This is a genomic window from Streptomyces sp. Rer75 (assembly GCF_013414305.1).
Classification (GTDB): Bacteria; Actinomycetota; Actinomycetes; order Streptomycetales; family Streptomycetaceae; genus Streptomyces; species Streptomyces himastatinicus.
This window is the reverse complement of the sequence record NZ_CP058693.1, coordinates 2,959,137-2,971,861: the sequence shown is the minus strand read 5'-3', so window position 1 is coordinate 2,971,861 and position 12,725 is coordinate 2,959,137. Positions and strand designations below refer to the sequence as shown.

Genomic DNA, 12,725 nt, shown 5'->3' with positions numbered 1-12,725 from the left:
TCGCTCGACTGCGGCCGACGCTAACAGCGAATCGGAACAGGGCGTCCGTTTGCGCCTAAAGTGAGAGAGCATGACCGACGAACCGTCTCGGAAGCGCGCCGACGCCCGGCGCAACCGCCAGCTCATCACCGAGGCCGCCCGCGCCGCCTTCGCCGCCCACGGGCTCGATGTGCCGATGCGCGCCATCGCCCGCCGCGCCGGAGTGGGACCCGCGACGCTCTACCGCCACTTCCCCACCAAAGAGGCGCTCATCGCCGAAACCTTCGCCGTCCAGATGGGTCGGTGCGTCGCGACCCTCGACGCCGCCCTCGACGATCCCGACCCCTGGCGCGGCTTCTGCGCCGTCATCGAGAAGGTCTGCGACACGCAGGCCGTGGACCGCGGCTTCACCGCCACCCTCCTCGACTCGATGACCACCGACTACGCGCGCGTCCGCGACCACAACGCGCGCCGCTTCGCCGAGCTGACGCGGCGCGCCCAGCGGAGCGGACAGCTGCGCCCCGACTTCGTACCGGGCGACCTCAAGCTGCTGATCCTGGCCAACGGGGGCCTCGACGCGGAGCCCCCGGCCGCCGCGCGCGCCGCCTCCCGCCGCCTGGTGGCCCTGCTGCTCCAGTCCCTCCGCGCCCACCCGGCCGACCCGCCCGCGCCCCTGCCGCCGCCCGCGCCGCTTGACTTTCCCATTGATGTGAGGCTTTAGCGTCCCGGGCATGATCACCACATCCCCCCTGGGACGCACCGTCCGGGGCTCCGGCCCCGGGCTCCTCCTCGCCCACGGCGCCACCGGCTCCATCGACGGCAACTACGGCCCCCTGCTGGACGGCCTGGCCGCCCACCACCGCGTCGTCGGCCCCGACTACCCCGGCTCGGGCCGCACCCCGCGCGCGACCGGCCCCCTGGACCTGGACGGGCTCGCCGACGCGCTCGTCGCCACCGCCGTCGACGAGGGCCTGGACACCTTCGCCATCGCCGGTTACTCCCTGGGCACCCCGCTCGCCGTCCGCGCGGCCACCCGCCACCCCTCCCGGGTCACCGCCCTCGTCCTCACCGCCGCCTTCGCGCACCCGAGCGCGCGGATGCGGCTCCTGCTGGACGACTGGCTGCGGCTGCTGCGCGCCGACGACGGCCACGAGGCGGTGGCCCGCTGGGCGGCGCTGCTCGGCGCCGGAGCGCCCTACCTGGACCGGATGCCCTCCGACGAACTGGCCGCCACGATCGCCGCGTCCCGCGACTCCATCCCGCCGGGCGCGGTCGACCAGGTACTCCTGGGCACCCGGGCCGACGTCCGCGCGGACCTGCCCCACGTGGCGGTCCCCACCCTGGTGATCTCCACGACCCACGACGCGATGGTCACCCCGCACCACCACCACGAGGTCGCCTCGGGCATCCCCGACGCGAAGCTGGCCGAACTCCCCACCGGCCACCTCCCCTTCGTGGAGGCCCCGTCGCAGTGGCTGACCCTGATACGCGACTTCCTGGCCGCCACCGCGTAGCCCCGTCAGCGACCCCGGGTGTTGAGGCGGGCGGCCTGCCGCGTCAGGTAGTCGCGCTCGGCGAGGTTGGGCGCGGTGTGGGCCGCCTCGGCGTACAGCCGCGCCGCCGTCGCCAGGTCGCCGTCGCGCTCATGGAGGTACGCCGCCACCGCGGCACGGCGGGGCAACGAGTCGTCGTCCAGCGCGGCGAGCGCCGCCAGCCCGGCGCGCGGTCCGTCGGCCTCCCCGACGGCCACCGCGCGGTTCAGCCGGACGACCGGGCTGTCGGTCAGCCGCACCAGCTCGTCGTACCACTCCACGATCTGCACCCAGTCGGTCTCCTCGGCCGTGGGCGCGTCGGCGTGGAGTGCCGCGATGGCGGCCTGGGCCTGGAACTCGCCCAGCCGGTCGCGGGCGAGCGCCGCTTGGAGGATCTCCACGCCCTCGGCGATCGAGCGGGTATCCCACCGGCCGCGGTCCTGCTCGGCGAGCGGCACCAGGCTGCCGTCGGGCGCGGTCCGGGTGGCGCGCCGGGCGTGGTGGAGCAGCATGAGCGCGAGCAGCCCCGCCACCTCGGGGTGGTCGACCCGGGCCGCGAGCTGCCGGGTGAGCCGGATGGCCTCGGCGGCGAGGTCGACATCGCCGGAGTAGCCCTCGTTGAAGACCAGGTAGAGGACGCGCAGCACGGTGGCGACATCGCCGGGCTGGTCGAACCGCACGCCGGAGACCGTGCGCTTGGCACGGCTGATGCGCTGCGCCATGGTCGCCTCGGGCACCAGATAGGCCCGGGCGATCTGGCGGGTGGTCAGCCCGCCGACGGCGCGCAGCGTGAGCGCGACCGCGGAGGACGGCGTCAGCGACGGGTGGGCGCACAGGAAGTAGAGCTGGAGCGTGTCGTCCACCGCGGGCGCGGGCCCGGGCGCCGGTTCCTCGTCGACGCGGTCCTCCCGCCGACGGCGGGCGGTGTCCGCGCGGGTGGCGTCGAGGAACTTGCGCCAGGCCACGGTGACCAGCCAGCCCTTCGGGTCCCGCGGCTGGTCGTCCGGCCACGTACGGACCGCCTCGACCAGCGCGTCCTGTACGGCGTCCTCGGCCGCCGCGAAGTCGGCTCCGCGGCGGACGAGGATCGTGAGAACGCTCGGGGTGAGGCTGCGGAGCAGTGCCTCATCCATGGACGTGGCACTCCGGAATGGTGGGCGGCGCGGTCAGGAACGGCCGCACCTCCAGCCACTCGTGGATCGGCTTCCCGCCCGCGCCCGGGGCGGCCGACAGTTCCCCGGCGAGTTCGACGGCCCGCTCGTAGCTGTCGACGTCGATCACCATCCACCCGGCGATCAGGTCCTTGGTCTCGGCGAACGGGCCGTCGGTGACCGGCGGGCGCCCCTCACCGTCGTACCGGACCCACGTCCCCTCGGGGGCGAGCGCCTGACCGTCGACGAACTCGCCCGTCTTCTCCAGCCGGGCCGCGAAGTCGTTCATGTACGCGATGTGCGCCGAGACCTCCTCCGGCGCCCACTGGGCCATGGGTACGTCGTTGACCGCCGCCGGGGCGCCGCGGTAGTGCTTGAGCAGCAAGTACTTGGCCATGATGGTTCTCCTCGGTGCTGGTGCGACCCATTGTGGTCGCCTTCACCCCGAGGACGGAGCCGGTCACGGGTTCTCGACATGGCCGCCGGAATTAATTTTCAGCCGCGTTCGCGCCAGCGGTTGGTGATCGGCAGGCGGCGGTCCTTGCCGAAGCCCTTGGCGGAGATCTTCGTCCCCGGCGGGTACTGGCGCCGCTTGTACTCCGCGGTGTCGACCAGCCGCAGGATCCGCGTCACCAGCTCATCGTCGTAGCCCGCCGCGACGATCTCCTGACGGCCCTGGTCGCGGTCCACGTACAGCTCCAGGATCCGGTCGAGCACGTCGTAGTCCGGGAGGGAGTCCGTGTCGACCTGGCCCGGGCGCAGCTCGGCGCTCGGCGGCTTGGTGATGGAGTTCTCGGGGATGGGCGGGGTCTGGCCCCGCTCCTCCGCGGCGCGGTTGCGCCACTTCGCCAGCCGGAAGATGGAGGTCTTGTAGACGTCCTTGATGGGGCCGTACGCGCCCACGGAGTCCCCGTACAGCGTCGAGTACCCGCACGCCAGCTCGGACTTGTTGCCCGGGGCGAGGACGATGTGGCCCTCCTGGTTGGAGATCGCCATCAGCATCGTGCCCCGCAGCCGCGACTGGAGGTTCTCCTCGGCGAGCCCGGTGAGGTGCAGCGACCCCATGTAGGCGTCGAACATCGGGGCGATCGGTACGGTGCGGAAGTTGAGCCCGGTGCGCCGCGCCAGCTCCGTCGCGTCGCCGATCGAGTGCTCGGAGGAGTAGCGGGACGGCATGGCCACGCCGTAGACGTTCTGCGCGCCCACCGCGTCGCACGCGATCGCCGCGACGAGGGCGGAGTCGATGCCGCCGGAGAGCCCGATCAGCACACTGCGGAATCCGTTCTTCGCGACATACGCCCGCAGCCCCACCACCAGCGCGGTGTAGATCTCCTCGTCGTCGCCGAGCCGCTCCGCCTCGCCGCCCGCGAGGCCCGGCTCCGGGTCGTAGGCCGGGAGGGGGGCGGCGGAGAGGGTGCGGTGGTCGATGCGCAGCCCGTCGTCCACGACGCCCTCCGGGACCGCGTCCGGGTCGGCGGCGGGCAGGTCGAGGTCGACCACGACGCACCCCTCGGCGAACTGCGGGGCGCGGGCGATCACTTCGCCGTCGCGGTCGACGATGATCGAGTCGCCGTCGAAGACCAGCTCGTCCTGGCCGCCGATCATCGCCAGGTACGCGGTGGTGCAGCCCGCCTCCTGGGCGCGCTTGCGGACCAGGTCCAGCCGGGTGTCGTCCTTCTCGCGCTCGTACGGCGAGGCGTTGATCGACACCAGCAGCCCGGCCCCGGCGGAGTGGGCGGCGGGCACCCGGCCGCCGTCCTGCCACAGGTCCTCGCAGATGGCGAGCGCGACGTCGATGCCGTGGACGCGGACGACGGGCATGGTGTCGCCGGGCACGAAGTAGCGGAACTCGTCGAAGACGCCGTAGTTCGGCAGATGGTGCTTGGCGAAGGTGAGCACGATCGAGCCGCGGTGCAGCACGGCGGCGGCGTTCTGCGGGGAGCCGGCCGGCTGGCCGTACCGCCGGGCCCGCTCGCTGCGGTCGAGATAGCCGACGATCACCGGCAGCTCGCCGAGGCCCTCGGCGTCCAGCCGCTCGGCCAGCGCGCGCAGCGCGGTGCGCGACGCCTCGACGAAGGAGGAGCGCAGCGCGAGGTCCTCGACGGGGTACCCGGTCAGCGCCATCTCGGGGAACGCCACCAGATGGGCGCCCTGCTCGGCGGAGTGCCGGGTCCAGTGGACTATCGACTCGGCGTTTCCGGCGAGGTCGCCGACGGTCGAGTCGATCTGGTTCAGAGCGAGGCGAAGTTGAGGCACGGCGCCCAGTGTAATCGTCTGTCTGACGCGATAGCCGGTGCGTGTCCGAGGTCTCCTCGCCCGGGCCGGACCCGGCCCCGGTCGCGGTTACTTTTGGTAACCAAGGATGGTCATCATCCCCGATTCCGAGTGGTAGACGTTGTGGCAGTGGACCATCCACAGCCCCGGATTGTCCGCGTCGAAGTCGACGCTCACCTTCCGGTGCGGCAGCAGGATCGTGGTGTCCTTGCGCGGTCCGCCGTCCGGCAGCTGGTAGGTGTGGCCGTGCACATGCACCGGGTGCCACATCGGGGTGCCGTTGATGAAGGTCAGCCGCACCCGCTCGCCCGCGCGCACCGGATAGCGCTGCGTCGGGTCGTACGGTCTGCCGTTGATCGCCCAGTCGAACTTCCGCATCGAGCCCGTGAGCCGCAGCCTGAGCGTGCGGTCCGGCGGGCGCGGCTCCAGCCGTACCGATTCCGCGGCCTTCAGCTGGGCCGCCCGGATCAGCTTGCCGTCCAGCTCCTTGGGGCGCTTGAACTTCCTGGACTTCTTGCCGCTCGTGTGGAGCACGGCCAGCGTGGACCGCTTCTTGCCCTCGGCGAGGGCGGCGAGCGGGAACACCCCGCTCTTCGCGGTCACCAGCACGTCGTACCGCTCGCCCATGCCCAGCAGCAGCGCGTCGGTGGTGGTGTGCTGCACGGGGTAGCCGTCGGTGTGGGTCACGGTCATCTTGTGGCCGCCGAGCGCCACCCGGAAGGCGGTGTCGCCACCCGCGTTGATGATCCGGATCCGGATGCGGTCGCCGCGCTTGGCCCGGAAGACCTGCGGGGAGTCGGGGGTGCGCCCGTTGATGAGGTAGTACGGGTACGTGACGTGGCCCGCCTCGCCGCCCAGCAGCTCGCTCGTGGCAACGGCCAGTGGGCGGGACAGGGCCAAGGGGGCGGGGGAGGGGGGCGGTGCGCCGCCGTGCCGGGACATCAGCGGCATGCCGCTCGCGCCCGTCTCCATGCCGTGGGCCATGGTCCGGCCGCCGTTCAGCTGCCGCAGCACCTTGTCCGGGGTGCGGCCACCCACCCCGTCGAGCCAGTCGTCGAGGACGACGATCCACTCCTTGTCGTACGTCAGCGGCTCCTTCGGGTCCTCGACGATCAGCGGCGCGTACAGCCCCCGGTCGAGCTGGACGCCGGTGTGGGGGTGGACCCAGTACGTGCCGGGGTTGACCGCCGTGAAGCGGTAGTCGAAGGCCGCGCCGGTCTTGATCGGCGGCTGGGTGATGCCCGGGACGCCGTCCATGTCGTTGCGCAGCCGGATGCCGTGCCAGTGCAGCGTGGTGGGCTGCGGCAGCTGGTTGACCAGGGTGAGGGCGAGGGTCTCGCCCGCGGTGACCCGGAGCGCCTGGCCGGGCACCTGGTCCTCGTACGCCCAGGACTTCACCTTGCGGGCGCCGAGGTCCAGCGTGGTGGCGGTGGCGGTGAGCCGGACCCGCCGGACCGGTCCGGGCCCCCGCCGGTGTTCCCGGTCCCGGACCTCCGGGCCGTGCGGGGAGATGTACTCCGACGGGGGCGCCGCGGCCGGTCCCGCGTGCCCGTCCAGCCCCGAGTTGTCCATTCCGTATTCGCCGCCCGAGGGACTACAGGCGCCGAGCAGACCGCCGCCCGCGACGGCGATTCCCGCGCCGAGCACGGCGCGGCGAGAGGGTTCGTGCATGAGTGAGCACCCCAATGCTGGTGGGAGATGTGCGCATGAGCGGCCGGCGCGTCCGCCGCGTCCCTCGCTCCCCTTATCGGGGCGGGACGCGGCGGACGCGCCGCTCTATGCGCTGCACCAGCAGCCGGTGGTGTTCGCGCACCGCCGTCTCCCCGGTCTCATTCTCTGATGATCATGACTATATGACAGCTTACCCCCAAGGGGTATCAAAAGGGGTATCTCGGAACCGGAGGCGGCCTTGAGTCGCCGAACGCACGGGTCCGGAAGCGGGCCGCATGAAAGTACGATGCACACATCGTGTCGGAGCGCGAGGAGCGGGTCCGGGCGGGTCCGAAACCTCGCCGAAACCCCGCCGCGTGATACTGGGGCCGTCGAGGTGCCCCGCGCCCGCTGAAAGAGCCGTTTGACCTGCAAGGATAGGGGACCATGGATAAGCAGCAGGAGTTCGTGCTCCGTACCCTGGAAGAGCGCGACATCCGGTTCGTGCGGCTGTGGTTCACCGACGTCCTCGGCTTCCTCAAGTCCGTGGCCGTCGCACCCGCGGAGCTGGAGGGCGCCTTCGACGAGGGCATCGGCTTCGATGGCTCCGCGATCGAGGGCTTCGCCCGGGTCTACGAGTCCGACATGATCGCCAAGCCGGACCCCGGCACCTTCCAGATCCTGCCCTGGCGCGCCGAGGCCCCCGGGACCGCCCGGATGTTCTGCGACATCCTGATGCCGGACGGCTCCCCCTCCTTCGCCGATCCGCGCTACGTGCTCAAGCGCATCCTCGCCAAGACCTCCGACCTCGGCTTCACCTTCTACACCCACCCCGAGATCGAGTTCTTCCTGCTCAAGCAGAAGCCGATGGACGGCACCCGCCCGGTGCCCGCCGACTCCTCCGGCTACTTCGACCACACCCCGCAGAACATCGGCATGGACTTCCGCCGCCAGGCCATCACCATGCTCGAATCGATGGGCATCTCGGTCGAGTTCTCGCACCACGAGGGCGCCCCCGGCCAGCAGGAGATCGACCTGCGCTACGCCGACGCGCTCTCCACCGCCGACAACATCATGACCTTCCGCCTGGTCATGAAGCAGGTCGCGCTGGAGCAGGGCGTGCAGGCCACCTTCATGCCGAAGCCGTTCTCCGAATACCCCGGCTCGGGCATGCACACCCACCTCTCCCTCTTCGAGGGCGACCGCAACGCGTTCTACGAGTCGGGCGCCGAGTTCCAGCTCTCCAAGGTCGGCCGCTCCTTCATCGCCGGGCTGCTCCGTCACGCCGGGGAGATCTCCGCCGTGACCAACCAGTGGGTCAACTCGTACAAGCGCATCTGGGGCGGCTCCCAGCGCACCGCGGGCGCGGGCGGCGAGGCCCCCTCGTACATCTGCTGGGGCCACAACAACCGCTCCGCCCTCGTCCGGGTCCCCCTCTACAAGCCCGGCAAGACCGGCTCCACCCGCGTCGAGGTCCGCTCCCTGGACTCCGGCGCCAACCCCTACCTCGCCTACGCCGTCCTGCTGGCCGCCGGCCTCAAGGGCATCGAGGGCGGCTACGAACTCCCGGCCGGTGCCGACGACGACGTCTGGGCGCTGTCCGACGCCGAGCGCCGCTCGCTCGGCATCGAGCCGCTGCCGCAGAACCTCGGCGAGGCCATCACGCTCATGGAGCGCAGCGAACTGGTCGCCGAGACGCTCGGCGAGCACGTCTTCGACTTCTTCCTGCGGAACAAGAAGCAGGAGTGGGAGGAGTACCGCTCCGAGGTGACCCCCTTCGAGCTGCGCAAGAGCCTGCCGGTGCTGTGAGCCCCTGCCCCGGCCCTTACCCCGTCCCGGCCCCGCTCCGGCCCGCTCAGCGGGCGCGGGGCGGGCCGGTGCTTCCGCGGATGACGAGGGCGGGGTCGAGGATGATGTCCCGGTCGACGGTGCGCCCCTCGTCGAGTCGCTCGACGGCTGCCTGGACGGCGAGCCGGGCCACCTCGGCGGCGTCCTGGCGCACGGACGTGAGGTCGATGAAGGACAGCTGGGCGAGCTGGCTGTCGTCGTAGCCGACGATGGACACGTCCGTCGGCACGGTGAGACCGGCGCGCAGGAACGTGTTGAGCACGCCGTGGGCGCAGCGGTCGTTGCCCGCGATGATCGCGGTGGGAAGCTCGCCCTGCTGGAGGAGTTCCCGGGCCGCCCGGGCGCCGGACTCCTCGGTGTAGTCGCCGGGGAGGATCCGGATGTGCTCGGCGAGCCCGTGGCGCCGCATCGCGGTGCGGTATCCGCGCCGCCGCTCGTCGGCGGCGGGCATCGCGCCGCCGTCGATGTGGGCGATGGCGCGGTGGCCGAGCCCGGTGAGGTGGTCGACGGCCTGGCGTATCCCCTTGCTGTTGGCGGTCCGGACGACGTCCACACCGGCCGCCCTCGTGCACGGGTTGATCTCGATGAGGGGCGTGTGGCCCGCGACCGTGACCAGGTTCTGCGGGCTGGACTCGGCGCCGATGATGATGATCGCCTCGCTGCGCAGGCCGAGCAGCTGCTCCACGGCCTGACGCTCGTCGCGGGTGGCGACCATGGCGCTGAGCGCGAGGTGGTAGCCGTGCTTCTCTGCGGCGGGGTAGAGGGCCTCGACGATGCCCACGTCGTACGGGTGGCGCATGGTGAAGAGCACGCCCAGCTGGCGGCTGCGCGTGCGGCGCAGCAGCTGGGCGGCGGTGTCGGGGCGGTACCCCAGCTCCTCGGCCGCCTGGAACACGCGCTGGCGGGTCAGGGAACTCGCGCCGGGCTGGTTGCGGAACACCAGGGACACGAGGGCCTGTGAGACTCCGACGCGTGCCGCGACGTCGGACATCGTGGGGCGTTTGGGGCGAACGGGTGCCGCTGCGGGCTCGCCCGGTCCGCCGGTGCCCCCTGGGTCTCGCATGCGCGCCTCCCGCGTTCAGGTATTGACATGCCTCACACCGCGGCTCATAGTACCGGGGAACTAGTACGTATTAGTAGTACGAACAAGCGCCCAGCAGTTCGTCACACACGACGGGCGGGCGCTGTCGGCAGCGGCTGAACCATGCCCGCACCCACCCGGCACGGGGACAACCGCACCCGTCGAGGCCACCCCGCCACCGCTGTTGCCCCACGGCCGGACGACCCGTGGAACGCACGGTCCCCACCCCAACACGGCCCGCCGTCAACACGGCCCGCCCGCCATTCGGCCCCCGCCCTGAACCCGGTCCCCCCGCGCCCTCACTGAGGAGACACGAGCATGGACATTGGACTGATGACCGACAGCGTCTCGGCGCTGACCACGAAAGAAACGCTGGACCTCGCCGCCGACCTGGGGCTCGACACCGTCGAATTCGCCACCGGCAACTGGTCCGCCGCGCCGCATGTCGACCTCGACCGCCTGCTCTCCGACGAGGCCGCCCGTGCCGAACTGAGCGCGGCGGTGAGCGGGCGGGGGCTGCGTATCTCGGCGCTCAACGCCAACGGCAATCCGCTCCACCCGGTCACCGGCGCCGAGCAGGACCGCGTCGTCCACGGCACGATCCGCCTCGCCGGTCTGCTCGGCGTGGACACGGTCGTCTGCATGTCCGGGCTCCCGGCCGCACCGGGCGACAGCACCCCCAACTGGATCACCACCTGCTGGCCGCCGGAGAACACCGAAATGCTGGAACGCCAGTGGGAGGCCGCCGTTCCGTACTGGCGGCAGCTCGTCGGCTTCGCGCGGGACCACGGTGTGCGGCTGGCCCTGGAAATGCACGCCCACCAGCTCGTCTACAACGCCCCGACCCTGCTGCGCCTGCGCGAGGCGGTCGGCCCCGTCGTCGGCGCCAACATGGACCCCAGCCATCTGATGTGGATGGGCGCCGATCCGATCCGCAGCGTCCAGGCGCTCGGCGACGCCATCTACCACGTGCACGCCAAGGACACCCGGCTCGAAGCCGAGCGGCAGGGGCTGACGTCCCGGCTGGAGACCCTGCCGTTCCACCGCGTCGACGACCGGTCCTGGAACTACGTCACCCTCGGCGACGGCCACCCCGGCGGCACCGACTTCTGGTCCGCGTTCATCACCGCACTCCGCGCGGCCGGTTACGCGGGAACGCTGAGCATCGAGCACGAAGACCTCGCCCGCACCCCCACCGACGGAGTCCGCCGGTCGGTCGACCTGCTGCGCGCCGCGCTCACCGGCGGGCCGGCCGCGGCGGCGCGGTAGCCCGGCGGAGCCGGACCCCTTACGTCCCCCTCCTTACGTCCTCACGTCCCCCTCACGAATGCTCGAAGAGGAGCCACAGGCATGACCAGGACCAGCCCAAGCCCCGCCTCCCACGGACTGCCTCCGGACGCACCGGGACCCCACTCGCGCCGCCTGGGCCTGGTCTCCGTCATCGTGACCTTCGGCGGCCTGCTGTTCGGTTACGACACCGGCGTGATCAACGGTGCTCTCGAACCGCTCACCGCCGATCTCGGTCTGACCGCGTTCACCGAGGGAGTGGTCGTCAGCATCCTGGTCTTCGGTGCCGCCTTCGGCGCCATGATCGGCGGAGCCCTGTCCGACCGGTACGGCCGCCGCCACAACATCCTCATGCTGGCCCTGGTGTTCGTGCTCGGCACCCTGGGCTGCGTCCTGTCGCCGAACTGGCAGATCCTCGCCCTGTTCCGGTTCATCCTCGGGCTCGCCGTGGGCGGCGCCTCGGCGACCGTGCCGGTCTACCTGGCCGAGATCGCCCCGGTCGAACGCCGCGGCAGCATCGTCACCCGCAACGAGGTGATGATCGTGAGCGGCCAGTTCGCCGCGTTCGTCATCAACGCGCTCATCTTCAACATCTGGGGCGAGAGCGACGGCGTCTGGCGGATCATGCTCCTGGTCGCCGTCCTGCCCGCGATCGGGCTGTTCATCGGCATGCTGCGGCTGCCCGAGAGCCCGCGCTGGCTGGTCGCCCAGGGCCGGGACGACGAGGCCCTCGCGGTCCTGTCCCAGGTCCGTACCGCCGAGCGCGCCCAAGCCGAGATGGCCGAGGTCCACCGGCTCGCCGAGGAGGAGCGGGCCGCCAAGACCGCCGGTGCGGTGGACCTCGGGGTGCGCTGGGTCCGTCTGCTCATCCTGATCGGGGCCGGGCTGGGCATCTGTCAGCAGTTCACCGGCATCAACTCCGTCATGTACTACGGCACCCAGCTCCTCGGCGACGCCGGGTTCTCGGGCGACTCGGCCATCATCGCGAACACCCTGAACGGCGCCTTCAGCGTCATCGGCATCACCGTGGGCCTGTCGGTCATCAACAAGATCAAGCGGCGCACCATGCTGCTCGGCGGCTTCGCCCTGACCACGACGTTCCACCTGCTGGTCGGCCTCTCCGCGATGCTGATGCCCGACGGCAGCGCGAAGGCCTGGTTCATCCTCGTGTTCGTCGTGCTCTTCGTCTTCTCCATGCAGGCCACCATCGGCCCGCTGGTCTGGCTCATCCTCTCCGAGATGTTCCCGCTGAAGATCCGCAGCATGGCCATCGGCATCAGCATCTTCGTCCTGTGGATGGCGAACGCCCTGGTCGCCCTCGGCTTCCCGCCCGTGGTGAAGGCCATGGGCATCTCGAACACCTTCCTCGCCTTCGCCGCCTTCGGCGTGCTGGCCCTCGCGTTCATCGGGAAGTGCGTCCCCGAGACCAAGGACCGCTCGCTGGAGGAGCTGGAGGACGACTTCCGCGCGCGCTACTCCTGATCCGCCCCCTTGTGAGAGAAGGGTTCACCCATCATGACCGTCATGACTGCCGTCGCCGAGGGCCGCGAAGGAGACCAGGCGCTGGCCGCGGGCATCACCGAAGCCCGGCTGCTGGTCACCGATCTGGTGGTCGTCAACCTGCGCCTGTCGGCGCTGGACCACTCCGGTCTGCCGGAAGACGTCACGATCACGCTCGTCGAACGCAGCGGCCCCGGCGACCGGGACCCCGTCGACGCCGTCCTCGACGAGATCGAGGCCCGCCCCGGCATCGACCGGCTCGTCATCGGCATCCGCCGCCGCTCCCCGGTGGGCAAGGCCCTGCTGGGCAGCGTCAGCCAGCGGCTGCTGTTGCAGAGCCCCGTCCCCGTCATCGCCGTCAAGCCCCCGGCCGCCCAGTCCCCGTGAACCAGGGGGGGCGGCGGGCGGTTCGGTTGCCGAACT

General features: G+C 71.4%; 11 protein-coding genes. 6 read left to right on the top strand and 5 right to left on the bottom strand.

The window, feature by feature from the left end; all coding sequences use genetic code 11:
* Positions 1 to 70: 70 nt before the first annotated feature.
* Positions 71 to 700: a TetR/AcrR family transcriptional regulator gene (locus HYQ63_RS12450; protein ID WP_179933876.1), complete on the top strand. Its 630-nt coding sequence runs from the start codon at positions 71 to 73 to the stop codon at positions 698 to 700.
* 10 nt (positions 701 to 710) lie between these two features.
* Complete coding sequence (locus HYQ63_RS12445) at positions 711 to 1,493, top strand: alpha/beta fold hydrolase (RefSeq protein WP_179933875.1); 783 nt, start codon at positions 711 to 713, stop codon at positions 1,491 to 1,493.
* Between the two features lie 5 nt (positions 1,494 to 1,498).
* Here HYQ63_RS12445 and HYQ63_RS12440 read toward each other — a convergent pair whose 3' ends face one another.
* The 4 genes from HYQ63_RS12440 to HYQ63_RS12425 form a co-directional block, all read right to left on the bottom strand.
* Positions 1,499 to 2,644: an RNA polymerase sigma factor gene (locus HYQ63_RS12440; protein ID WP_179933874.1), complete on the bottom strand. Its 1,146-nt coding sequence runs from the start codon at positions 2,642 to 2,644 to the stop codon at positions 1,499 to 1,501.
* Positions 2,637 to 3,059 (bottom strand): YciI family protein, encoded by a 423-nt coding sequence (locus HYQ63_RS12435; RefSeq protein WP_179933873.1) that lies wholly within the window; start codon positions 3,057 to 3,059, stop codon positions 2,637 to 2,639. Before HYQ63_RS12435 ends, HYQ63_RS12440 begins: the two co-directional genes overlap by 8 nt.
* Positions 3,060 to 3,157: 98 nt before the next feature.
* A complete protein-coding gene (locus HYQ63_RS12430) occupies positions 3,158 to 4,927 on the bottom strand; it encodes an NAD+ synthase (protein WP_179940013.1) in 1,770 nt (589 codons plus the stop codon).
* A gap of 78 nt (positions 4,928 to 5,005) precedes the next feature.
* A complete protein-coding gene (locus HYQ63_RS12425; RefSeq protein WP_179933872.1) occupies positions 5,006 to 6,607 on the bottom strand; it encodes a multicopper oxidase family protein in 1,602 nt (533 codons plus the stop codon).
* A gap of 426 nt (positions 6,608 to 7,033) precedes the next feature.
* Between HYQ63_RS12425 and glnA the strand changes: the two genes are divergently transcribed.
* Positions 7,034 to 8,395 (top strand): type I glutamate--ammonia ligase, encoded by a 1,362-nt coding sequence (gene glnA / locus HYQ63_RS12420; protein WP_179933871.1) that lies wholly within the window; start codon positions 7,034 to 7,036, stop codon positions 8,393 to 8,395.
* Positions 8,396 to 8,441: 46 nt separating this feature from the next.
* Here glnA and HYQ63_RS12415 read toward each other — a convergent pair whose 3' ends face one another.
* The gene (locus HYQ63_RS12415) at positions 8,442 to 9,425 is read right to left on the bottom strand and encodes a LacI family DNA-binding transcriptional regulator (protein ID WP_179933870.1); all 984 of its coding nucleotides are present in this window, start codon (positions 9,423 to 9,425) and stop codon (positions 8,442 to 8,444) included.
* A gap of 408 nt (positions 9,426 to 9,833) precedes the next feature.
* Here HYQ63_RS12415 and HYQ63_RS12410 point away from each other — a divergent pair, with 408 nt between their 5' ends.
* The 3 genes from HYQ63_RS12410 (at position 9,834) to HYQ63_RS12400 (ending at position 12,689) form a co-directional block, all read left to right on the top strand.
* On the top strand, positions 9,834 to 10,784 hold the full coding sequence (locus HYQ63_RS12410; protein WP_179933869.1) for a sugar phosphate isomerase/epimerase: 951 nt from the start codon (positions 9,834 to 9,836) through the stop codon (positions 10,782 to 10,784).
* 81 nt (positions 10,785 to 10,865) lie between these two features.
* Entirely contained in the window at positions 10,866 to 12,284 is a 1,419-nt protein-coding gene (locus HYQ63_RS12405) for a sugar porter family MFS transporter (RefSeq protein ID WP_179933868.1), read from the top strand.
* A 33-nt stretch (positions 12,285 to 12,317) separates the two neighbouring features.
* Complete coding sequence (locus HYQ63_RS12400) at positions 12,318 to 12,689, top strand: universal stress protein (RefSeq protein WP_179933867.1); 372 nt, start codon at positions 12,318 to 12,320, stop codon at positions 12,687 to 12,689.
* Positions 12,690 to 12,725: the final 36 nt, after the last annotated feature.